Source organism: Allocatelliglobosispora scoriae (assembly GCF_014204945.1).
In the GTDB taxonomy this organism is placed as follows: Bacteria; Actinomycetota; Actinomycetes; order Mycobacteriales; family Micromonosporaceae; genus Allocatelliglobosispora; species Allocatelliglobosispora scoriae.
This window is the reverse complement of record NZ_JACHMN010000002.1, coordinates 1,415,473-1,437,243: the sequence shown is the minus strand read 5'-3', so window position 1 is coordinate 1,437,243 and position 21,771 is coordinate 1,415,473. Positions and strand designations below refer to the sequence as shown.

The window sequence follows — 21,771 nt, the reverse complement described above, 5'->3', positions numbered from 1 at the left end:
CCGCCTGCCGGCATCGGGGACATCGACCTCCGGCAGTGGGCAGTTGCGCCATCGTGTCAGGAACCGACATGCTTACGCAATAGTCCGACAACATTACGCAACAGAGTGACAACATGACCGCAAACATCGTGGCGTACGCTGCCAGCCTTAAATTTCGGCCCGGATGAATCCCTGGGAGCGCTCTGCCGGGTACTTCCCGACGACATGGTGATCGTCTCTACTCTGGACACCGACGTGCGCGGCCGGATCGGCGCCGGCCGGGCACAGATATCGACCCCGCGAAATCCCTCGCGCCACGGTGGGCTCTAATTACGGCCGTGGTTACCGACGAGGGACTGCTGGCGGCGATGGCGGCGGGTGATACCCAGGCCGCCGCTGTCTTCGTCCGGCGACACTCCGCCCGTGTCTTCGGCCTGGCCCTGGCCGTGGTCGGGACACGTGGCCTCGCCGAGGAGGTGGCGCAGGATGCGTTCGTCCGTGCGTGGCGCTACGCGGGCGCCTTCGACCCGCGCCGTGGTGCCGCGACCACCTGGCTGCTGGCGATCACCCGCAACGCGGCGATCGACGCCATGCGGGCCTGTCCCGAGGACCCCGTCGAGCCGGACCGGCTGATGGACCTCCTCGGCGCCACCGCCGCCACCGACGACCTCGCCGATTCCCAGCGGATCCGCCAGGCGCTGCACCGGCTCCCGGGCGAGCAGGCCCGGGCCGTCGTGCTCGCGACCTTCTACGGGCTCACCGCGCGGGAGATCGCGGAGCGGGAAGGGGTGCCGCTCGGCACCGCGAAGACCAGGATCCGGCTGGGCCTCTCCCGCCTGCGCGATCAGCTGGGAGCCGGGGATGAATGACGAGGTCTGCTGCGGGGAGGTCCTCGAGCTGCTGCCGGAGTTCGCCCTCGGCATCCTGGACGAGCAGGATCGTCCGATCGTGCAGCGTCACCTGCGCGGCTGCCCGACCTGCCGGGACGAGCTGCGGGAACTCGCCGACACCTCGGACGGGCTGCTCGCGCTGGCGCCCGGCTTCGCGCCGACGGCGAGGTTCGAGGCGGGTGTCCTCGCGCGACTGTCTACTCCGGACACTGTCGCGGCCCCGGTCCGGCGGGCCCGCCGGTTCCGCCTCACCCGGCGGCTCGTCGGGCAGCTCGTCGCGGTGCTGCTCGCGGCGGCGGTCGGTGCCGGAGCGGTGCTGTGGCGTACGGCCGAGGTCCGGGACCTGGGCGAGCGCTACCGGGCGACGCTGGAGATCGCGGGCGGCCGCTACCTCGCCGCAGCGCCGCTGCTGACGGCCGCGGGCGACCGGGTCGGCACGCTCTTCCTCTACCAGGGCCACTACGAAACCCATCCATCGTGGGGGCTCGCGGTGCTCTCGACGGCGCCGGCAGACGGGGGGTACGCCATGACGGTGGTCGACAAGGCGGGCGTCAGCCATCCGCTGGGGGAGTGCGTCGTGCGGGCCGCTGCCGCCCAGTGCGGCTTCGACCTGCCCTTCGGTGTCGCCAAGGTGGTCGAGGTCCGGTTGACCGCGGGCCCGCTCACCATCACCGCGAAGCGATGAGCGCCCCGGCGGCACCGTGCCGCTCTCGTCTCCAGCCGCTAGGATCGTGATCATGAGCGAGGCCCCCGACTACGCCACGATCCTCGCCGAGGTGCAGGCGCAGCGCGTCAAGCCCCGGTCGGCCCTCGTGCGGACCGGAGCCGTGGCCCTCGGCGGGCTCGCCGCGCTGCTCGGGGTCGTGCTGGCCCTGCCGCTTCCCGAGGCGGGCATCCCGCTGCTGCTGATCGGCTTGCGGCTGCTCGCCCTGCGGTTCGAGTGGGCCGCCGTCGGATACGCCAAGGTGCGGTGGCGCTGGGGTCTCGTCCTGCAGTGGTGGCGGCGTAAACCCCGCTGGTTCCGCGAGGTGGTCCTGTGGGGCTCGATCATCATCGTCGTCCTCGCGGTGAAGATGCTGGTCTGATCCGCCTCGCCCGGCCGGGTCGGCATAGGGTGACGCAAACGGCGACGATCGGGGACTCCATGTCGGAATCGGTGAAGCTCAGCCCCGTCGGCTGGGTGGCGAAGCAGGCCGCGCTCTATGAGGAGTCCGGCGGGACGAAGGGTGTCACCCAGGGCGGCGCTCCCTGCCTGCTCCTGGACTACCTGGGCCGCCGCAGCGGGGTGTGGCGCCGAACGGTCCTGATCTATGGCCGGGACGGCGACGACTACCTGGTGGTCGCCTCCAACAGCGGCTCCGACGACGAACCGCTCTGGCTGCCGTCGCTGCGCGCCAACCCCGCGGTGCGCCTGCGGGTCGGCCCCGAGCGGTTCGACGCCGTCGCCGAAACCCTCTCCGCCGATGAGAAGGCGCGGGTCTGGCCGCACCTCGTCGAGGTCTTCCCGCGCTGGGACATCTACCAGCGCGGGACCTCCCGCGACATCGCCGTGGTCCGGCTGACCCGCGCCGGCTGACCGCTCCCGGCGCGGCTTCCCGGCCGGCGGCTTCATCGCGTGGCTTCCGGCAGGCGGTCTGCTTCCCGGCCGGCGGCTCAGCAGGCGCAGGCCGCGCCGCTGGCGGGCGCCGTGAGCGGGTCGACATCGTGCTGGACCAGGCCGAGCAGCCCCCGGGTGTCGAAGCCTTCGCGCACCCAGTACTCGTAGCCGCCGATCATCTCCTTGACCCGGAAGCCGAGCTTCGCGAACTCCAGGGCCGCCCGGGTGGAACCGTTGCAGGCCGGGCCCCAGCAGTAGGTGACGACGAGCGCCGCCGGGTCGATCTCGGCCGGTGCCCGAGCCGCGATCTCGGCGGTCGGCAGGTGCACGGCACCGGGCACGTGGCCCTGCTCCCAGCCGTCGAGGCTGCGGGTGTCGACGACGACGATCCCGGGTGTCCCCGCTGCCAGGGCGGCGTGCACGTCGGAGACATCGGTCTCGAAGGAGAGCTTGGCGCTGAAGTGGGCGATCGCGGTGGCCGGGTCGGCCGCGGTGGTGGTCGCTGTGGTCATGCCGATGATCCTGCCGACCCGGTGGACGACCAGCCAGTGGCGTGAACGCCGCCTATCGCTAAGATCTCGCCATGTCACTGCACCGGCGGCACCGGGTCGCGGCCTTCGCGTTCCCCGGCATGAGCCCCTTCGAGCTGGGCTGCGTCATCGAGGTCTTCGGGCTGCCCCGCCCCGAGATCGACCGGCCGTGGTACGACATGGTCGTCTGCGGGGAGAGCCGGGCGCCGATGCGTGTGCTCGGCGGGATGAGCATCGTCGCCGAGCACGGGCTGGAGGTCTTCGCCGAAGCCGACACGCTCGTCGTCACCGCCGTGCCGGACGTGCTCGGTGCGGTGCCGGAGGCGCTGGTGGGGGCGTTGCGGGCGGCGTACAACCGGGGGGCTCGGTTGGTCTCGATCTGCTCCGGAGCGTTCGCGCTGGCGGCGGCCGGGCTGCTCGACGGCCGCGAGGCGACCACCCACTGGCGCTACGCGCGGATCCTGCAGCAGCGCTATCCGCTGGTCCGCGTCAATCCCGACGTGCTCTACCTCGACGACGGGCGGGTGCTGACCTCGGCCGGGAGCGCGGCCGGGCTCGACCTCAGCCTGCACATCGTGCGCAGTGACCACGGCTCGGCCGTCGCGAACTCGGTGGCCCGGCGGCTCGTGCTGCCGCCGCACCGGGAGGGCGGGCAGGCGCAGTTCATCGAAGCGGCGGTGCCGGAGATCGGCGAGCACGACGGGGTGGCGGCGGCGATGGCATGGGCGCTCGACCACCTCGCGGAGCCGATCACGCTGGAGGAGCTCGCGCGGCGGGCGCACCTGTCGACGCGGAGCTTCCTGCGGCACTTCGGACGCCGGGCCGGCACCTCCCCGGTGCGGTGGCTCATCGCGCAGCGGGTGGCGGCGTCGTTGCCGCTGCTGGAGGGGTCGACGCTGCCGGTGGAGGAGATCGCGGGGGCGGTCGGCTTCGACAGCGCGGTCACCTTCCGCCACCATTTCGGTCGCGCGATGCACACATCGCCGAGCGGCTACCGCCGGGCGTTCCGCCCCGCCGACTAGGGTGCTTCCCCCAGCGCCGCCGGTCACGTTTTGCAGCAAAGCGTGGCCATTTCGCGCCGCGAAGCCACGCTTTGCTGCAAAACGTGACCCGGGCCGTAGACCTTGAATGGTTTGCGTCGCCAGGGCCACGCAAACCATTCAAGGTCTACTCCGCCAGGAAGGTGAGCGCCTCACCGGTGTGGTGGTGCGCGATGTCGAGCATGAAGTCCCGGTCCGGGAAGTCGCCGTCCAGCAGGCGCAGCGGGCCCGCGACCAGCGACAGATGCTGGGCCAGCCGATAGAGGCGCAACCGCGAAGCGTCCAGCCCCGGGCGGTGCAGCCGCGGGTAATGATCGCCGAACCGGATCCGCAGGAACACGTGCTCCCACTCCACGTCGAAGTGCATCAGCCCCTCGATGTCGATCAGCACCGGCAGCCCGGCCGCGTCCACCAGCACGTGGTCCGGCCCGAGCTCACCGTGGATCACCCCCACCGAACTGCGCGGCTCGACCGCGTCACGCAGGGAGCGCACCGCCGCCGCGAGCCGGTCGTGCACCGCACCCAGCCGGTCGACCCGCGCGGCCGCGTCGGCGAGATCGCGCAGCGCCCGGTCCGCCACCACCTGCTCGCAGCTCCGGTCCTGCGGCGCCGCACCCCGCTCGACCAGCGCCACCTTGCCGATCCGATCACCGAGGTGCCCCGCCATCGACGCGAGTGCCGACGCGAGCGCGTCCATCGTGGACGCGGCCGCGGCCGGGTCGCGTGCCAGCAGGACCTCCAGGCTGTCCCCGCGAACGTCCTCGACGAGCGCGATGTCCGCCGGATAGAGGTCATGGCTCGGGTCCAGCAGGTAGGCGGAGATCGTGCGGACGCCCAGCGAGGTGAGCATCCCGTGCGCCGCCGTGAAGAGGTCCAGGCCGGTGGCGTGCGAGAACGGGTCCGTCGGGTCCTCGTCCGGCAGCGCGGGCCAGAAGTTCTCCGACGCCTCCCAGCTGTAGAGCACGGCGGTGAAGCCGTCGTCGAGGGTGAGCCGATAGGCGCCCTTCTTGCTGCCGCCCTTCAGCCGCGTCACGCTCTCGAGACGCCGGTCGGAGCCGAAGACGGCGGCGATGACGGGAGGGAGCAGATCCTCATGCACCCCGGCACCCTAGCGCGCCCGCCATGTGGCGGGTGGCTGCGTTGCTCGTCGCCTTGTGTGCAAAGAGCGCACACGGCAGCGCCGTGCCACCCGCCACATGGCGGGTGCGCTTCGCGATCACCCCGCCGCCTGTCGCAGCGATTTCCGCGCCTCGGCGTAGGCGTCGAGGGCGCCCTGTGCCGGTGCCACGACGAGGTCCCGGGAGACGAGGTCGACGGCGGCGTGCAGCCGGGCCCGGACACGACGCGCCTGTCGGCCGGCGGCGATGCGTACGACCGGCCGAACGAGCAGCGAGACGAGCAACCCGCCGAGCAGACCGCCCGCGAGCAGCGCCGTCGGCAGCGGGATCCGGCCGAGCTCCGGCATCGGGGGCTCGGGCAGGGCGAGCGCGAAGAGCAGGTAGCGTACGCCGAGCCAGAGCAGCCCGGCGAGGGCGGCAGCGGTGCAGAGCCACTGCAGCACGCCGACGAACCGCCACCACAGCCGTGGCCGCGCCATGCCGAGGTCGGTCCCGGCGACCGCCCGGTCGAGCGCGTCGGGCAGCTTCTCCACATGGGAGCGAACGGCGGTGAGCACGGTCTCCTGCCAGGGCTCCGGCAATCCCTGCCCGGCTCTGGCCGCGGTGTCGCGCAGGGCGAGCGCGACGGCGGCCTGCGCGGCGGGCATCGCGGGGCCGATCGAGGTGGCACCGGGCGTGCCGGTGTGGTCGCCGAGGTGCAGCCGGGTGAGCGGGTCCGGGCGGAGGCGGCGGACCCACCGCAGGGGCGGCCAGCCGGTGGCCTTGCGGGCGCGGTGGATGTAGGCGCCCCGGGTCGCGTCGGCGACGAGCGGCACACCTGCGGCGCGGGCGAGGGCATCGGTGAGCGGGCCGGTCACGGCGGGGCCGAGGGCGTTCTTCGGTACGGCCGGTCCGGCGAGCGGTTCCAGCCGGGCGGTGATGGTGTCGAGGTCGGCGCCGAGGCGACGCAGGGCAGCCTGGCGAGCCGCCACGGTTGTGGCGAGGACACCGGTCAGCGCACCGAGACCGGGTGCGGCGACGGTGGACGAGGTGAGCACGGGCACCCCGCCGAGGCCGTCGTCGGCGAGCAGCCGGGGCAGATCCTCCATGCATTCGCGCAGGTCATCCGGGCTGAGCAGGTCGGCCTGGTTGAGCACGACCACGGTGATGTCGCGGTGGCGGTGGAACTGGGCGAGGTAGCCGGCGTGCACGACCTTGTCGGCGTACTTCTGGGGGTGCAGCACCCAGACGATCAGGTCGACGACGGCGAGCAGCCGGTCCGCCTCGGCCCGGTGCGCCGCCTGCACGGAGTCGAAGTCGGGCAGGTCGAGCAGGACCAGTCCGGTCAGGTCGGGGTCGCGGCCGCCGTCGCGGGTGAAGCGCCGCCCCACGGCGAGCCAGTCGAGCAGGGCACCCGCGTCGTCACCGCCCCAGACACAGGCGTGCGCCTCGCCGGTGGTGGGCCGCCGCAGCCCGGTCTGCGAGAGGGTGACCTCGGCGAGCGCGTTGAAGATGCTGGACTTGCCGCTGCCGGTGGCGCCCGCGAGCGCGACGACGGTGTGCGCGCCGGAGAGGGCGAGCCGCTCACCGGCGCGGGCGATCAGTGCTCTCGCCGGAGCGAGGTCGGCATCGGGCAGGTGTCCCTGCGCGGCCTCGACGAAGCGGCTGAGCGCGCCGATCCTGGTCACGATGCTCGCGCTCACGCGGCACGCCCGATCGGGTCCGCCCGCCGCGCGGCCTCCACCGCCGCCGCGGCCGCGCGCAGGGCATCGCCGCCCTCGACGCTGGTCGCGCCGAGCACCGCGTGGAACCGCCCGCTCTCCTCGCTCAGCAGCGTGTGTACGCGGTCCAGCAGGTCCTGCCGGGCCCGATCGGCGAGGCGGCGCACCGCGTCATCCCCGAAGATCGCCTCCAACACCTTCTGCGCCGCGATCGTCGTCCCGCCCGCGACGGCGATCTCCGCCCCGGTCGGGATGAACGCGGTGGCGGCGAAGACCGCCACCATGACGCAGAGACCGAGCGCGTTGACCGCGTAGGCACCCGCTCGAGCGGCGAGGAGTTTGCTCGCCGACTCGGCCCGGACCAGGTCGAGGACACCGCGCTGCCAGTCGCGGACCATGCGTTCGATCCGGGCGTCGATCTCGGGGCCGACGAGCGCGAGCCCGCGTGGCTGTGCGTTGAGCAGAGCGGCTCCGGCCGGGGTTGCCCGCCACGCCGTGGCCGCCTGCTCGGCCGCGTCGGCAGCCGCGCCGTGGACCAGGGTGACGAGGCCGGACTCCATCGCCGAGGCGAGCTCATCGGTCGGTCGCGGCTTGCCGGAGACGGCGGCGACGAGTCGATCGCGCCATCGGCCGACCCGGGCCTGCAACGATCGCATGAACTCGCCGGTGCCGACGAGCTCCTGCCAGCGCGTGAGGACCTCGCCCCGGAAGAGGACGCCATCGCGTACCCCGTGCTCGACGGCGAGCTCCGCGTCGCGGTAGGCGCCGTCGACGCCGGCACCGAGCGCTGCCAGCGCCCTGGTCTGAGCGTCGGCGTCGGTGGCGAGGCGGGCCGCGACCGGGCCGAGCGCGGCGAGCGCGCCGTCGACCGTCTGGCGCACCACGGCGGCGCGGGCGGCGGCCGACTCGGCGAGGGAGCCGAGCCAGTCGCGCAGCGGTGCGATCGCAGCGACGGGCAGGAGCCCCTGGTCATCGAGGGCGCGTTCGGCGATGACGAACATCGGGATGCCGCCGAGGCCGTGCTCGCCGAGCATCTCGGTGAGGTGCGGGGTGACCTCGCCGTCGGCGCCGGGCGGGACCCGGTTGAGCACGATCGCGATCGCGGTGCCCCGGTCCCGGGCGTCGGTGAGCAGCTCCCACGGCACGGCGTCGGCGTATCGGACGGCGGTGGTGACGAAGAGCCACAGGTCGGCGGCGGCGAGCAGCTGCTCGGCGAGGGCCCGGTTGGCGTCCTCGACGGAGTCGATGTCGGGCGCGTCGAGCAGCGCCAGCCCCTGCCCGAGCACGGGCGTCGGCACGATCCGCAGGTCGGTGCCCGCCCCGGCGGCGGTGTGGGTACGCGCGAGGTGCGGCAACAGCTGCGCGGAGGTGAACCAGGCGGCGTCGGCGGGGTGGCAGACGAGCACCGGCGCGCGGGTCGTCGGGCGGCGCGCCCCGGCGATGCTGACGGGCGCCCGGACCAGGCTGTTGACGAGCGTCGACTTGCCCGCGCCGGTGGACCCGCCCGCGACGGCGAGCAGCGGCGCGTCGAGCCGGGCCAGCCGCGGGATCAGGTAGTCGTCGAGCTGGGCGGCGGTCGCCTTCGCGAGCGCGCCGGACGTGTCGGCCCCGGGCAGGGCGAGCGGGAACCGGATCGCGGCCAGCGCGTCGCGCAGACCGCCCAACGTGGTGCCGATGACCGCCATACCCGTGATTCTTCCCCCTCGGCGGCCCCGTTATGCCGGTCGGAGCCAGATCGCCCCGAGCGGCGGCACGTTGAGCGCTGCCGAGGCCGGGAAACCGTGCCACGGCTTGTTGTCGGCCCGCACCTCACCGAGGTTGCCGACGCCCGACCCGCCGTAGTGCTCGGCGTCGGTGTTGAGCACCTCGGTCCAGGCACCGCCGCGCGGCAGCCCGATCCGGTAGTCGGCGTAGGGGCCGCCGGAGAAGTTGGCGACGCAGACGAGCGGCGAGCCGTCGGTGGCGATCCGGATGAAGGAGATGACGTTGTTGTGGACGTCGTCGTAGGCGATCCAGCGGAAACCGTTGGGGCTGGTGTCCTGCGACCAGAGGGCGGGTGTCGCCCGGTAGACGCCGTTGAGGTCGCGGACGAGCCGCTGCACCCCGGCCCGGTCGGGGTCGTCGAGCAGCGTCCAGTCGAGGCCGCGCTGCTCGCTCCACTCCTGCTCGTCGCCGAGTTCGCAGCCCATGAAGAGCAGCTGCTTGCCGGGGTGGGCCCACATCAGGGCGAGCAGCGCCCGGACGCCCGCGAGCCGCTGCCAGGTGTCGCCGGGCATCTTGCCGACGAGCGAGCCCTTGCCGTGCACCACCTCGTCGTGGCTGATCGGAAGCACGAAATTCTCGTCCCAGGCGTAGACGAGGGAGAAGGTGAGGTCGTTGTGGTGGTACTGCCGGTAGATCGGCTCCCGGGCCAGGTAGTCCAGGGTGTCGTGCATCCAGCCCATGTTCCACTTCAGGCCGAAGCCGAGGCCCCCCGCGTGGGTGGGCCTGGTGACACCCGGCCAGGCCGTCGACTCCTCGGCGATCGTGGCGATGCCGGGGTGCAGGCGGTAGACGGTCGCGTTCATCTCCTGCAGCAGCGCCACGGCCTCCAGGTTCTCCCGGCCGCCGTGCACGTTGGGCAGCCAGTCGCCGCCCTCGCGGGAGTAGTCCAGGTAGATCATCGAGGCGACGGCGTCGACGCGCAGCCCGTCGACGTGGAACTCCTCGCACCAGTAGAGCGCGTTGGCGACGAGGAAGTTGCGCACCTCGGGACGGCCGTAATCGAAGATGTAGGTGCCCCAGTCGGGGTGCTCGCCGCGCCGGGGGTCCGGGTGCTCGTAGAGCGGGGTCCCGTCGAAGCGGGCCAGCGCCCACTCGTCCTTGGGGAAATGCGCGGGCACCCAGTCCAGGATGACGCCGATGCCCGCCTGGTGCAGCGTGTCGACGAGGTGCCGGAAGTCGTCCGGGTCGCCGAAGCGCGACGTGGGGGCGTAGTAGCCGGTGACCTGATAGCCCCAGGACGGCGAGTAGGGGTGCTGCATCACCGGCATGAACTCCACGTGCGTGAAGCCCATCTCCACGACATAGGCCGTGAGCTGCTCGGCGAGCTCGCGATAGCCCAGCCCCGGCCGCCACGAGCCCAGGTGCACCTCGTAGGTGCTCATCGGCAGCTCGTGCGGCTGTGCCGTGGCGCGACGGGCGAGCCAGGCACCGTCACCCCACCGGTACGCCGAGGTGAAGATCACCGATGCCGTGGCGGGTGGCACCTCGCTGTGCCGGGCGAGCGGGTCGGCCTTGTCGCGCCACACGCCGTCGCGCCCGAGCACCCGGAACTTGTAGCGCTGCCCCGCCACCGCGTCGGGCACGAGGAGCTCCCAGACGCCGCTGGCGCCCAGCGATCGCATCGGCCAGCCGGCGTCGGGTGCCCAGCCGGTGAAGTCGCCCACGACGCGGACGCCCCGGGCGTTGGGCGCCCAGACGGCGAAGGCGACCCCGCCCTTGACGGGCTTGGCGCCGAGCGCGGTCCAGAGCCGCTCGTGCCGCCCTTCGCCGATGAGGTGCAGGTCCAGCTCGCCGAGGGTCGGCGGATGCCGGTAGGGATCGTCGGTGGACGCCCCGTCGGCCTCGATCCGGTAACCCGTGACCCCGGCGATCGGCACCAGCACCTCGAAGACCCCGTCGGCGTGGACCCGGGTCATCGGGTAACGCTTGCCCTTGACCTCGACGGACACCTGCGCCGCGCCCCGGCGCAGCGCCCGGATCACCGTGCCGTCGCCCTGCGGGTGCGCGCCCAGCACCGCGTGCGGGTCGTGCACGTCTCCGGCGATCAGGCGGTCCATGGTCCTATCCTCCAGGTCACCGGGGTGGCTGCGGGCCGACTTGTCCGCCACGGACCGCGCGGGCTCGGCCACGGGTGCCGGCGCGGTCGGCGGCGCCGCGGGTCCGACCGGGAGCGTCGGGTCGACCGCGGGCGTGGGCTCGACCGCGGGCGTCGGCTCGACCGCGGGCGTGGGCTTGGCGACGGACATGCGCTCAGCCACGGGGACGCACGAGGAAGACGTGGGCGGGCTCGAGGAAGGGGTCCAGGCGCACGGCGTTGCGCTGGCCCCAGTCGAAGGTGACCTCGGCGAGCTGGTCGGTGGCGATGAACCGGTCGTGCCAGTCCAGGCCGAGCGCGGGCATGTCGAGCGTCGTGTTGGCCCACTGGACGTTGCGCGAGTCCATCGAGCACACGACGAGGACCGTGTTGCCGGTCTCCGGATCGCGTTTGGACCAGCAGAGGACCTGGTCGTTGTCGACCTCGTGGAAGCGCAGGTTGCGCAGCCAGTGCAGGGCCGGATTGGCTCGCCGCACCTCGTTGAGCCGGGTGATGTAGCCCGCGAGCGACCGCCCGGCCGCCTCGGCGCCGGCCCAGTCGCGGGGGCGGAGCTGGAACTTCTCGCTGTCGATGAACTCCTCGGCGCCGGGGCGCGCCACGTGCTCGAAGAGCTCGTACCCCGCGTACATCCCCCAGGCGGGGGAGAGCAGGCTCGCCAGCACCGCCCGGATCTTGAACATCGGCGGGCCGCCGTGCTGCAGGTTCTCCGGCAGGATGTCCGGCGTGGTCGGCCAGAAGTTGGGCCGCATGTGGTCGGCGGCCGCGATCAGCTCCTCGCAGTAATCGCGCAGCTCCCGGGGCGTGGTGCGCCAGGTGAAGTAGGTGTAGGACTGGGTGAACCCGATCCGGCCCAGGCCGTGCATCATCGCCGGCCGGGCGAACGCCTCGGCGAGGAAGAGCACGTCCGGGTCGACCGCCTTGACCTCCCAGATCAGCCGGTGCCAGAAGTGCATCGGCTTGGTGTGCGGGTTGTCGACGCGGAAGATCTTCACGCCCTCGCTCACCCAGTGCAGCACGACGCGCAGGATCTCGGCGGTGATCCCCTCGGGGTCGTTGTCGAAGTTGAGGGGGTAGATGTCCTGGTATTTCTTCGGCGGGTTCTCGGCGTAGGCGATGGTCCCGTCGGGCCGGGTCGTGAACCACTCCGGGTGCTCGGCGACCCACGGGTGGTCCGGCGCACACTGCAGCGCGAGGTCCATCGCGATCTCCAGGCCCAGCCCGTCGGCCGCCTTGACGAACGCTCGGAAGTCGGACGGCGTACCCAGCTGGGGGTGGATCGCGTCGTGGCCGCCGGCGGCCGACCCGATCGCCCACGGCGAGCCGACGTCGTCGGGACCCGCGATGAGGGTGTTGTTGGGGCCCTTGCGGTTGAGCGTGCCGATCGGGTGGATCGGCGGCATGTAGAGCACGTCGAAGCCCATCGCCGCCACCGCGGGCAGCCGCTCGGTCGCGGTCGCGAAGGTCCCGTGGCGCGCTTTCGCGACCGCCTTGCGCTTCCCCCCGAAGATCGACCCCGAGGAGGGTACGGGCACCACGGCGCCCTCGGACCGCGGGAAGAACTCGTACCACGCCGAGAACAGCGCCTCGACGCGATCGCACCAGATCGGGTGCGCCTGCCCGACCGTGACGAACTCGCGGACCGGGTGCTCCCAGAGCAGCTCCGCCAGGTGCATCGCGAGCGTGACCCGCCCGATCAGTGGCAGCGACGTGTCGAGCAGCGCCTTCCCGGCCGCGACAACCTCGGGCACCGACTCGGCGGGCACGGTCGCCTCGGCCGCCTTCATGATGAGCGCGCCCTCGGCGAGGTCGTTGGCGAGGTCGCCCGGCCCCTGACCGGCGTCGAGCTTCTTGCTCACCGCGTCACGCCAGGTCAGATAGGGATCGGCGAAGACCTCGACGGTGAAGCTCCACGCGCCGACCGCGTCGGGCCGGATCGTCGTGTGCCAGCGGTCGGTGCCCGGCGCACCGGGGACCATCCGGGTGAACGGCCGCGCCACCCCGTCGGGGCCGTGCCAGGCGACGTTGCAGCCGATGGCGTCGTGGCCCTCCCGATAGGTCGTCACCCCGACCGGCACCCACTCGCCGACGACGGCCTTGGCGGGCAGCGTGCCGCCCGCGACGGACGGGGTCACGTCCTCGATGGGGAGGCGACCGAGCGCCGGGGGCAAGCTATTCACGTTTCAACCCTATTGCAGCGGCGGCACTCGCGGAACGCGAGTGCCGCATCGTGATCACATGACGCTGCGCACAGACCGGTAGATCTGCATCGTCTGCTCGGTGATCGCGGTCCAGGAGAAGTGCTCGATCGCCCGGCGGCGACCGGCCCGGCCCAGCTCGGCGGCGCGCTGCGGATCGGTGACGAGCTCGGTGATCGCGGCGGCGAGGTCGGCGACGAAACGTTCGGGGTCCAGCGGGGTGCCGTCGGCCGCCTGCTCGGTCGAGATCAGCAGCCCGGTCTCGCCGTCGGCGACGACCTCGGGGATGCCGCCGGTGGCGGTGGCGACGACGGCGGTCTCGCACGCCATCGCCTCCAGGTTGACGATCCCCATCGGCTCGTAGATCGACGGGCAGACGAAGACGGTGGCGTGGGTGAGGACCTGGATCGCCTCGTGCTTGGGGAGCATCTCCTGGATCCAGACCACGTTGCCCCGGGTGGCGTGCAGCTCCTCGGCGAGCGCCTGCACCTCCGCGCCGATCTCCGGCGTGTCCGGGGCACCCGCGAGCAGCACGAGCTGCACGTCGGCCGGGAGCGACCTCGCCGCCCGCAACAGGTAGGGCAGGCCCTTCTGCCGGGTGATCCGGCCCAGGAACAGGACGGTCGGCGCATCCGGGTCGATTCCCCGCCGGCGCAGGACATCGGTGTTCGGGTCCGGTGCGTACTGCGTGGTGTCGATGCCGTTGTGGACCACGTGCACCCGCGCCGGATCGACCGAGGGGTAGGCGGTGAGGACGTCGCGGCGCATCCCGGCGGAGACGGCGATGACGGCGTCGGCCGACTCGATCGCCGTACGCTCGCACCACGACGAGAGGGCGTAGCCGCCGCCGAGCTGCTCCGCCTTCCACGGGCGCAGGGGTTCCAGGCTGTGCGTGGTGACCACGTGCGGCACGCCGTGCAGGAGTTTCGCGACATGGCCGGCGAGGTTCGCGTACCAGGTGTGGGTGTGCACCACGTCGGACCCGGCGCAGCCGGCCGCCATCGCCAGGTCCACTCCCATCGTGCGCAGCGCCGCGTTGGCCCCGGTGAGGTCGGCCGGCTCCGCGTAGGCGGTCACGCCGGGCTCGGTCCGGGGCGCGCCGAAGCAGTGCACTCGCACATCGGCGTGGTAGCGCAGCTCACGGGCGAGGTACTCCACGTGCACCCCGGCGCCGCCGTAGACCTCCGGCGGGTATTCGCGGGTGAGCAGATCGACGCGGAGAGCGGAAGACGCGGTGGATGAAGAGTCGGTCACAGCCGCAGAGTAGTGGCAATGGAACGGTAACGCTGGCGCACGGGCGCGAGAGTGGTTACCGTCTTGACCATGGCTGCTCCCAAGGTCTTCGCCATCGTCCTGGCCGGTGGCGAGGGCAAGCGGCTCATGCCCCTCACGGCGGACCGCGCGAAGCCGGCTGTCCCCTTCGGCGGGATCTACCGGATCATCGACTTCGTCCTGTCCAACCTGGCCAACGCGAGCTATCTCAAGATCGTCGTGCTGACGCAGTACAAGTCGCACTCGCTCGACCGGCACGTGACGAAGACCTGGCGGATGTCGACGCTGCTCGGCAATTACGTCACCCCCGTCCCGGCGCAGCAGCGGCTCGGACCCCGGTGGTTCGCCGGCTCCGCCGACGCGATCTACCAGAGCATGAACCTCGTCAACGACGAGCGCCCCGACTACATCCTCGTCTTCGGCGCCGACCACATCTACCGCATGGATCCGGCGCAGATGGTCGCCGAGCACATCGAGTCCGGCGCTTCGGTCACGGTCGCCGCGATCCGCCAGCCGCTGGCCCTCGCCGACCAGTTCGGCATCATCGACGTCGACACCGACGGCAAGAAGATCAAGCGGTTCCGGGAGAAGCCGACCGACGCGGTCGGCCTGGTCGACTCGCCGGACGAGGTCTACGCCTCGATGGGCAACTACGTCTTCACCGCCGACGCGCTGCGCGAGGCGGTCGTCACCGACGCCCTCGACCCGACGAGCCGCCACGACATGGGCGGCAACATCATTCCGGCGCTCGTCGCCAAGGGCGAGGCGAACGTCTACGACTTCCGCGACAACGTGGTGCCGGGCAGCACCGACCGCGACCGCGGCTACTGGCGCGACGTGGGAAGCCTCGACTCCTATTACGACGCGCAGATGGACCTGATCTCGCTGCTGCCGGTCTTCAACCTCTACAACTTCCAGTGGCCGATCTTCACCGACCACCCGCCGTGGCCGCCCGCGAAGTTCGTCCACGACGGCCCCGACCGGGCCGGCCGCGCCGTCACCTCGATGATCTCGGCGGGCGCCGTCATCTCCGGCGGCCTGGTGGAGAACTCGATCGTCTCGCCCAACGTCTTCGTGCACTCCTGGGCGCACGTGCACGGCTCGGTCCTGATGGAGGGCGTCGACATCGGCCGCCACGCGGTCGTCCGCAACGCCATCATCGACAAAAATGTGCGCATCCCCGAGGGGGCCCAGATCGGTGTCGACCTGGACCGCGATCGGGAGCGCTTCACCGTCACCGAGAGCGGCATCGTCGTCATCGGCAAAAACCAGATAGTCAAGGACTAGCCGTCGGCGAGCTGCCTCTCGGTGGCTCGCCGGTTGATCTCCAGCGCCTCCTGGAGCTGGTCCTCCAGGATCACGATCCGGCAGGCCGCTTCCACGGGCGTACCCTGGTCGGCGATCTCGCGGACCCGCGCGGCGAGGCGCAGCTGATAGCGGGAGTAGCGGCGGTGCCCGCCGTCGGAGCGCAGCGGGTCGAACAGGCGCGCCTGCTCCAGTGAGCGGAGGAACGCGGGGGTCGCGCCGATCATCTCCGCTGCCCGCCCCATCGTGTAGGCGGGGTAGTCGTCGTCGTCGAACTTATCGGCCGAAGCCTTCTCGGCAGAGGTCATGCACACCTTTCCTTGAATGGGTCGTGAACGCGGGTGAGGGTCCCGGTGCGTGTGCACCGGGACCCTAGGAGAGCTCGAGTTAATACCATCGCTGGATCAGTTACACCAGCTCATCGCGTCCTGAACCCGCCTGACTAGCGCGGGCCTTAAGGAAACCGTGGATACGACCGGGGACCACCTTCTTTCGCTCGGGGTCTGCGGTTCCGCCGACACACTTCGTCGGACGGGATCCGATGGCACCTTCTCCTCTCTCAACTACCTCTTGGTCACTGCTCAACTGAAGTGCTGGGACCTGGAACCTCGTCCCCTTGGCCTGCTGCGTCTCCGCGGAGCCACGATCACTTGCCCGGCTCAGGGATGCTCGACTTGTCACAGGCGGTCGTGCTGTGGTGCCGGGGCGTCGGACATCTGCCCCCTTGGCTTGCGGCGTCTCCGCGGAGCCCGTTCAACTTCGTGGCTCAGGGATACCCGACTTACAACAAGCGGTCGTGCCGGGACCTGGAATTTCGTCCCCTTGGCCTGCTGCGTCTCCGCGGAGCCACGATCACTTACCCGGCTCAGGGACACTCGGCTTATCACAGGCGGTGGTGCTTCTTGCTCCCTACGTCGTGCGCCAGTTCGTCTGTCGCACTCGATAGATCTTCTCTCTCAACTCCTCAAACTTTACACACACCCCCGGGGAATGTCTACTACCGCCCCTACAGATTTTCGCGCTCGGCGAGTCGCGCGTTTCTGACCCGGCCCGCACGCTCGCTCCTTGATCGCGTTGTTTCCGGGAAACAGCCCCCTCGCGGACCGGCCGAGGGAGCTGTTTCCCGGAAACAACGCGATCACCGGCTCGCGGCTGGTGAAATCAGAGGGGAGGGGTGGTGTGCGGGGTGGCCGAAGCGTTTGAGGTGCTCATCGAGGTCGCCAAGTTTGCGCCGGTGAAGCTGAAGGTCACCGACACCTGCCCGACCTGCCCGGGCGGCTGGCGGGACCGGCCGGGCTGGGACTTCCACGTCGACAAGAAGGCCGTCGACTTCGCGCTGGCGCAGAACGCCGCCGGGCAGAAGGCGATGCGGGACTTCGCCCGCTGGATGCACCAGTACAGCGGCTACCTGCTGGAGCTGATCCACACCACGCCCTTCAGCGACGACAACGGCTTCTACGTCAAGAACGGCAAGAAGGTCAGCGAGTCCTTCTACGGCCCGGCGACGAGTGCCGCGCACATGAACCACGTGCACGTCGCGGCCAACCTCGACGACGCGCAGCGGCTCCTCGTCAAGCTCCAGGCCTCGGGCGCGAAGGCGGCGACGGGCAAGGAGTCCGCGAGCAAGGCGAAGAAGGCCACCACCTCGGTGAAGAAGGCGACGGCGAAGAAGCCGAAGGCGGGGCTGGCGAGCAGCTACACGATCCAGCCGGGGGACACGCTGAGTGCGGTGGCCGGCCGTTTCGGCGTGACCGTCGACGGCATCCTCAAGCTCAATCCGAAGATCACCGATCCCGACCTGATCAACGCGGGAGACGTGCTGAAGATGATGTAGCTCGATGAAGCTTTCCGCCTGATGTTAAACGTGAAGTGAAAACTATTGACATAGGTGGGGTGCCGGGTGACTGTGGGGGTCACGTCTGAGGAACGGAGACCCCCCGATGAGACGAAGAGTCTCGGTCCGGCTCCTGGCCGTCGTCGCCGCCACCGCGATCGCCGCCAGCGCACCCATCCCCGCATCCGCCGAGCCCGAGGCGACCGGCCGCCAGGGCGACTACGCCGCCGCGGCAACCGAATTCGGCGTGCCGGAGAGCATCCTGCTCGGTGTGTCCTATCTGGAGTCCCGCTGGGACGTCAACGGCGGCGCACCCAGCACCAGCGGCGGGTACGGCCCGATGCACCTGACCGACGCCGCCTACGTGTCGAGCCTTCCCGGCGGGCACCACGACGATGCCGACGAGGATCCGCGCGGCGACGACAGCCGGCCGTTCGAGGTGGTGCCGGTGCAGACCGCTCCGGCGCCGGACCCGGCCTCGATGCGGACGCTCACCGCCGCCGCCGAGCTGATCGGGGTCAGCGAGGCGAGCCTGCGCGAGGACCCCGCGGTCAACATCCGCGGCGGTGCGGCGCTGCTGGCGGCGTACCAGTCGGGGGTGCAGGGGCCGACCGGGGCCGCGAGTGACCCGGCGGCCTGGTTCGGCGCGGTGGCGAAGTACAGCGGGGCCGACAACGCGGACGCGGCGGCGGCCTTCGCCGACGAGGTCTACGCGACGATCGCCGCCGGTGCTGCCCGGACCACCGACGACGGCGAGGCGGTGACCCTGCCGGCCCGTGCGGTGCACCCGATCCGCGACTGGCTCGACCGGCTGGGCCTGCGCAAACTCGCCCGCCCGGACGGCCTGGAGTGCCCGGTCGAGCTCTCCTGCGAGTGGATCCCGGCGCCCTATCAGAGCCTCGGCGCCAACCCGACCGCCTACGGCAACCACGACACGGGCAACCGGCCGCAGCAGCAGAAGATCGAGTACATCGTGATCCACTCGACCGAGGGCAGCTACAACGGCACGATCAACATGGTGCAGGACCCGACCTACGTGTCGTGGAACTACACCCTGCGCTCGGTCGACGGGCACATCGCCCAGCACGTCAAGGCGAAGGACGTCGCCTGGCACGCGGGCAACTGGTATGTGAACGCCAAGGCGATCGGCCTGGAGCACGAGGGGTACGCCGCACGCCAGGGCGCCTGGTTCACCGAGGCGATGTACCGCAGCTCCGCCAAGCTCGTCCGCTATCTGGCGCTGCGCCTGGGCATCCCGCTGGACCGGCAGCACATCATCGGCCACGACAACGTCAACGGCACCACCCCGGCCGGCGTGCAGGGCATGCACTGGGACCCGGGCCCCTACTGGGACTGGTCGCACTACTTCGACCTGCTCGGGCGGCCCTTCCGTGGCGTCGGCACCCCGCACGCCGGGCTCGTCACGATCAACCCGGACTACGAGAGCAACCAGCCCGCGTTCTACGGCTGCGTCAGCGGCACGACCCCGTGCGTCCTGCACGGCTCGTCGTCGGTGATCCTGCACACCGCACCGGATGCTGCCTCGCCGCTGCTGGCCGACAAGGGCCGCAACCCGACCAGGCCGGCCTCGACGATGCTCATCTCCGACCACGGTGCCCGGGCCTCGACGGGCCAGCAGTACGCGGTCGCCGAGATCCAGGGCGACTGGACCGCGATCTGGTACCTCGGCCAGAAGGGCTGGTTCTACAACCCGCCGTCCGCGCCGAGCGCACTGTGGTCACTGGGCTTCATCGCCACCCCGAAGGCGGGCAGGGCGACGGTTCCGGTCTACGGCCGGGCCTATCCCGAGGCGGCGGCCTACCCGACCGGCGTACCGGTGCAGGCGCTCGCCCCGCTCACGCAGTACACGTTCGCGGCGGGGGAGAAGTACAGCGTGGGCCTGTTCGCGCCCTCGGAGTACTACCGCTCCTCCACCTTCGCGGGCACGTCGCCCGGTGACTGGACCGTCATCAGCGGCACCACGAAGTACGCCCAGATCCAGTTCGGCCACCGGATCGCCTACGTCAACCTCGCCGACGTCGACATCCGCCTGTCCCTGCGCTGACCCCCGTCACGGTTTGCAGCAAAGCGTGGCCATCGCGCGAAGCGAGGCCACGCTTTGCTGCGAACCGTGGCTCACAGGGTCACGCCGAGCACCGCCGCCAGCTGCGGGATCGTCGTCTCCGGGCCCCTGTGCTCGATCACGGCCATTCCCAGGTCCCGGGCGGGCACCAGGTTGGCGGCGAGGTCGTCGACGAAGACGCAGCGCTCCGCCGGGACCCCGGCGGCGGCGAGGCCCAGTTCGTAGATCGCCCGGCTCGGCTTGCGTACCCCGACCGCGCCGGAGATCACCGTCGCGTCGAAGAGCTCGTCGAGCTCCGTGTAGCCCTCGGCACCCCACGAATTCGAGACGAGCACCGTGCGAATGCCCTGCTCCCGGGCTCGCCGCACCGCATCGCGCATCGCGGTGTCGGCCCGCACCCCGGCGAAGAGCCGCGCGATCAGCCGCTCCGGCGCCACCCCGAGCAGGTCGGCGAAGTCCCGCTCGAAGTCGCCGGTCGCGATCGTTCCGCGTTCCAGCCCGACGAGCAGCTCGCGGCCGCGCGGCTCGGTCCGGAAGACCGTCGCGACGTGGTCGGGGGGCAGCCCGTGCCCCGCGCTGAAGGCCGCGAACGAGACGAAGACATCAGTCGTGAGTACGCCGCCATAGTCGATCAGCAGCGCTCGCTTCCCTGCCGCTGTCACCCGCCCGGCCTCAGCTCAGCGACGAGCGGATCAGCGCACCGCCGTCGATCGCGATCGTCTGCCCGGTCATCCACGACGACGTGTCCCCGGCGAGGAAGACCGCCGCGTGCGCGATGTCGACGGGCTCGCCGATCCGCCCCAGCGGCGTGTGCTCGTTGAGGAACTCCTCGTTGTTCTCCCACAGCCCGCGGGCGAGCTGCGTCCGCACGATCCCCGGCGCGATGCCGTTGACCCGCACCTTCGGCGCCAGCTCCGCCGCGAACCCCCGGGTCAGGTGGATGACGGCCGCCTTGGTCGCGTTGTAGTAGCCGATCCCCGGCTCGCTGCTGAGCCCGCCGATCGAGGCGATGTTGATGATCGAACCGCCGTTGCGCTCCATCGACGCGCGCCAGACGGTCTGCGTCCACAGCACGATGGAGAACTGGTTGACCTGCACCGTCTTCTCGGCCCGGGCCACATCGAGGTCGACCATCGGCCCGAAGTAGGGGTTGGTGCCGGCGTTGTTGACGAGCACGTCGACCGCACCGAACTCGGCGACCGCCGCCTCGACGCAGGCGTGGGCCTGCTCGGGCTCGCCGACGTGTGCCGCCTTCGCGAGCACCCCGACCTGTGGGTATGCCGCCCGGATCGAGGCCGCGACCTCGTCGAGCGCGTCCTGCTTGCGCGAGCTGAGCACGACGTTGCAGCCCTCGGCGGCGAGCGCCTCGGCGATAGCCCGGCCGATGCCTCGGGAGGCCCCGGTGATCAATGCGGTCTTGCCGGTGAGTCCGGTCTGCATGTGGCTTCTCTCCTGGGATCGGGCGGCTGGTCGTTGACGGCCGACGCTTGCTGAGCCTATGTTTCGTAGGTTACCGACCGTTCGGTATGTGCATATGGAAGGTAGAGCATCATGCGGGTCAGCGGAAGGGTTGTCGCGATCACCGGCGCCACCGGTGGGATCGGTGCGGCCCTGGCCAGGCGCTTCGCGGCCGAGGGTGCGGCGGCGATCGGTGTGAGCGATCTGACCGATCCGGAGCCGCTCGCGGTGGAGCTGCGGGCGCTCGGCGTGCGCTCGATCGGGGTCCGGACGGACGTCGCCGACGAGGCGTCGGTCCGCGAGTTCGTCGAGCGGACCGAGGCCGAGCTGGGCCCGATCGACCTCTTCTGCGCCAACGCGGGCATCGCGACCGGGCTGGGCCTTCTCGACGCCGCCGACGCCGACTGGGAGCGGGCGTGGCGGGTCAACACGATGGCCCACATCTACTCCACCCGCGCCGTGCTGCCCGGGATGCTGGAGCGCGGCAGCGGCTACCTGCTGCACACCGCCTCGGCGGCCGGGCTGCTCACGGCGCTCGGCGATGCTCCCTACTCGGTGAGCAAGCACGCCGCCGTCGCCTTCGCCGAGTGGCTCGCGATCATGTACGGCGACCGCGGCATCACCGTCAGCGCCCTGTGCCCGCAGGGCGTCAACACCCCGCTGCTGATGGACGGCGTCCGGGCCGGCTCGACGGCGGCCCGATCGGTCGCCGCGGCCGGGTCGATCATCGAGCCCGAGCAGGTCGCCGACGCGGTGATCGCTGGCCTCGACGAGGAGCGCTTCCTGATCCTGCCCCATCCCGAGGTGGCGGAGTTCCTGGTCCACAAGGCGTCCGACCCTGATCGCTGGGTCCGTGGCGTCCGGCGACTGCGCGACGTAGGCTGAAACCGACTGGTCGGTATGACTGTGAG

Annotated in this window: 19 protein-coding genes; 9 read left to right on the top strand and 10 right to left on the bottom strand. The window is 71.3% G+C overall.

Annotated features, from left to right (window positions below; translation table 11 throughout):
• Positions 1-317: 317 nt before the first annotated feature.
• The 4 genes from F4553_RS12140 to F4553_RS12125 are packed head-to-tail and all read left to right on the top strand — an operon-like array spanning position 318 to position 2,445.
• Entirely contained in the window at positions 318-848 is a 531-nt protein-coding gene (locus F4553_RS12140; RefSeq protein ID WP_221469869.1) for an RNA polymerase sigma factor, read from the top strand.
• Entirely contained in the window at positions 841-1,554 is a 714-nt protein-coding gene (locus F4553_RS12135) for an anti-sigma factor family protein (protein WP_184835489.1), read from the top strand. The genes F4553_RS12140 and F4553_RS12135 overlap by 8 nt, the downstream gene beginning before the upstream one ends.
• Before the next feature lie 52 nt (positions 1,555-1,606).
• On the top strand, positions 1,607-1,954 hold the full coding sequence (locus F4553_RS12130) for a hypothetical protein (RefSeq protein WP_184835487.1): 348 nt from the start codon (positions 1,607-1,609) through the stop codon (positions 1,952-1,954).
• Between the two features lie 59 nt (positions 1,955-2,013).
• A complete protein-coding gene (locus F4553_RS12125) occupies positions 2,014-2,445 on the top strand; it encodes a nitroreductase family deazaflavin-dependent oxidoreductase (RefSeq protein WP_184835485.1) in 432 nt (143 codons plus the stop codon).
• 77 nt (positions 2,446-2,522) lie between these two features.
• On the opposite strand, the gene F4553_RS12120 is transcribed toward F4553_RS12125, so the two are convergent.
• Entirely contained in the window at positions 2,523-2,978 is a 456-nt protein-coding gene (locus F4553_RS12120; RefSeq protein WP_184835483.1) for a rhodanese-like domain-containing protein, read from the bottom strand.
• 71 nt (positions 2,979-3,049) lie between these two features.
• Here F4553_RS12120 and F4553_RS12115 point away from each other — a divergent pair, with 71 nt between their 5' ends.
• Positions 3,050-4,018, top strand: a complete 969-nt coding sequence (locus F4553_RS12115) for a helix-turn-helix domain-containing protein (RefSeq protein ID WP_184835481.1) — start codon at positions 3,050-3,052, stop codon at positions 4,016-4,018.
• Positions 4,019-4,163: 145 nt separating this feature from the next.
• On the opposite strand, the gene F4553_RS12110 is transcribed toward F4553_RS12115, so the two are convergent.
• From F4553_RS12110 to glgA, 6 genes are all read right to left on the bottom strand, one after another.
• Entirely contained in the window at positions 4,164-5,135 is a 972-nt protein-coding gene (locus F4553_RS12110) for a phosphotransferase (protein WP_184835479.1), read from the bottom strand.
• Positions 5,136-5,252: 117 nt separating this feature from the next.
• Positions 5,253-6,836, bottom strand: a complete 1,584-nt coding sequence (locus tag F4553_RS12105; RefSeq protein ID WP_221469868.1) for a GTPase family protein — start codon at positions 6,834-6,836, stop codon at positions 5,253-5,255.
• A complete protein-coding gene (locus F4553_RS12100; protein WP_184835477.1) occupies positions 6,833-8,539 on the bottom strand; it encodes a GTPase family protein in 1,707 nt (568 codons plus the stop codon). Before F4553_RS12100 ends, F4553_RS12105 begins: the two co-directional genes overlap by 4 nt.
• Before the next feature lie 30 nt (positions 8,540-8,569).
• Positions 8,570-10,675: a 1,4-alpha-glucan branching protein GlgB gene (gene glgB, locus F4553_RS12095; RefSeq protein ID WP_184840637.1), complete on the bottom strand. Its 2,106-nt coding sequence runs from the start codon at positions 10,673-10,675 to the stop codon at positions 8,570-8,572.
• A gap of 193 nt (positions 10,676-10,868) precedes the next feature.
• The gene (locus tag F4553_RS12090) at positions 10,869-12,890 is read right to left on the bottom strand and encodes an alpha-1,4-glucan--maltose-1-phosphate maltosyltransferase (RefSeq protein WP_312875173.1); all 2,022 of its coding nucleotides are present in this window, start codon (positions 12,888-12,890) and stop codon (positions 10,869-10,871) included.
• Positions 12,891-12,944: 54 nt separating this feature from the next.
• Positions 12,945-14,162 carry a glycogen synthase gene (gene glgA, locus F4553_RS12085; RefSeq protein WP_184835475.1) on the bottom strand — a complete coding sequence of 406 codons (1,218 nt, stop codon included), beginning with the start codon at positions 14,160-14,162 and terminating at the stop codon, positions 12,945-12,947.
• A 69-nt stretch (positions 14,163-14,231) separates the two neighbouring features.
• On the opposite strand from glgA, the gene glgC reads away from it, so the two are divergent.
• Positions 14,232-15,467, top strand: coding sequence for a glucose-1-phosphate adenylyltransferase (glgC, locus tag F4553_RS12080; protein WP_184835473.1), 1,236 nt, complete (start codon positions 14,232-14,234; stop codon positions 15,465-15,467).
• On the opposite strand, the gene F4553_RS12075 is transcribed toward glgC, so the two are convergent.
• Complete coding sequence (locus F4553_RS12075; RefSeq protein WP_184835471.1) at positions 15,464-15,793, bottom strand: MerR family transcriptional regulator; 330 nt, start codon at positions 15,791-15,793, stop codon at positions 15,464-15,466. The two genes, glgC and F4553_RS12075, sit on opposite strands and share 4 nt — an antisense overlap.
• An 878-nt stretch (positions 15,794-16,671) precedes the next feature.
• On the opposite strand from F4553_RS12075, the gene F4553_RS42385 reads away from it, so the two are divergent.
• Positions 16,672-17,319, top strand: coding sequence for a LysM peptidoglycan-binding domain-containing protein (locus F4553_RS42385; protein ID WP_221469867.1), 648 nt, complete (start codon positions 16,672-16,674; stop codon positions 17,317-17,319).
• Positions 17,320-17,425: 106 nt separating this feature from the next.
• On the top strand, positions 17,426-19,384 hold the full coding sequence (locus F4553_RS12065; protein ID WP_184835469.1) for an N-acetylmuramoyl-L-alanine amidase: 1,959 nt from the start codon (positions 17,426-17,428) through the stop codon (positions 19,382-19,384).
• 71 nt (positions 19,385-19,455) lie between these two features.
• Here F4553_RS12065 and F4553_RS42380 read toward each other — a convergent pair whose 3' ends face one another.
• Together F4553_RS42380 and F4553_RS12055 are read right to left on the bottom strand one after the other, a co-directional pair.
• Positions 19,456-20,064 carry an HAD family hydrolase gene (locus F4553_RS42380; protein WP_184835467.1) on the bottom strand — a complete coding sequence of 203 codons (609 nt, stop codon included), beginning with the start codon at positions 20,062-20,064 and terminating at the stop codon, positions 19,456-19,458.
• A gap of 10 nt (positions 20,065-20,074) precedes the next feature.
• A complete protein-coding gene (locus tag F4553_RS12055) occupies positions 20,075-20,842 on the bottom strand; it encodes an SDR family oxidoreductase (protein WP_184835465.1) in 768 nt (255 codons plus the stop codon).
• A gap of 111 nt (positions 20,843-20,953) precedes the next feature.
• On the opposite strand from F4553_RS12055, the gene F4553_RS12050 reads away from it, so the two are divergent.
• On the top strand, positions 20,954-21,745 hold the full coding sequence (locus tag F4553_RS12050) for an SDR family oxidoreductase (RefSeq protein WP_184835463.1): 792 nt from the start codon (positions 20,954-20,956) through the stop codon (positions 21,743-21,745).
• The last annotated feature ends 26 nt before the right edge of the window (positions 21,746-21,771 follow it).

Bases quoted from the DNA above. Each gene is read 5' to 3' on its own strand.
- F4553_RS12135 (WP_184835489.1), top strand. From the start codon at position 841: ATGAATGACGAGGTCTGCTGCGGGGAGGTCCTCGAGCTGCTGCCGGAG.
- F4553_RS12130 (WP_184835487.1), top strand. From the start codon at position 1,607: ATGAGCGAGGCCCCCGACTACGCCACGATCCTCGCCGAGGTGCAGGCG.
- F4553_RS12125 (WP_184835485.1), top strand. From the start codon at position 2,014: ATGTCGGAATCGGTGAAGCTCAGCCCCGTCGGCTGGGTGGCGAAGCAG.
- F4553_RS12120 (WP_184835483.1), bottom strand. From the start codon at position 2,978: ATGACCACAGCGACCACCACCGCGGCCGACCCGGCCACCGCGATCGCC.
- F4553_RS12115 (WP_184835481.1), top strand. From the start codon at position 3,050: ATGTCACTGCACCGGCGGCACCGGGTCGCGGCCTTCGCGTTCCCCGGC.
- F4553_RS12100 (WP_184835477.1), bottom strand. From the start codon at position 8,539: ATGGCGGTCATCGGCACCACGTTGGGCGGTCTGCGCGACGCGCTGGCC.
- glgB (WP_184840637.1), bottom strand. From the start codon at position 10,675: ATGGACCGCCTGATCGCCGGAGACGTGCACGACCCGCACGCGGTGCTG.
- glgC (WP_184835473.1), top strand. From the start codon at position 14,232: ATGGCTGCTCCCAAGGTCTTCGCCATCGTCCTGGCCGGTGGCGAGGGC.
- F4553_RS12075 (WP_184835471.1), bottom strand. From the start codon at position 15,793: ATGACCTCTGCCGAGAAGGCTTCGGCCGATAAGTTCGACGACGACGAC.
- F4553_RS12065 (WP_184835469.1), top strand. From the start codon at position 17,426: ATGAGACGAAGAGTCTCGGTCCGGCTCCTGGCCGTCGTCGCCGCCACC.
- F4553_RS12055 (WP_184835465.1), bottom strand. From the start codon at position 20,842: ATGCAGACCGGACTCACCGGCAAGACCGCATTGATCACCGGGGCCTCC.
- F4553_RS12050 (WP_184835463.1), top strand. From the start codon at position 20,954: ATGCGGGTCAGCGGAAGGGTTGTCGCGATCACCGGCGCCACCGGTGGG.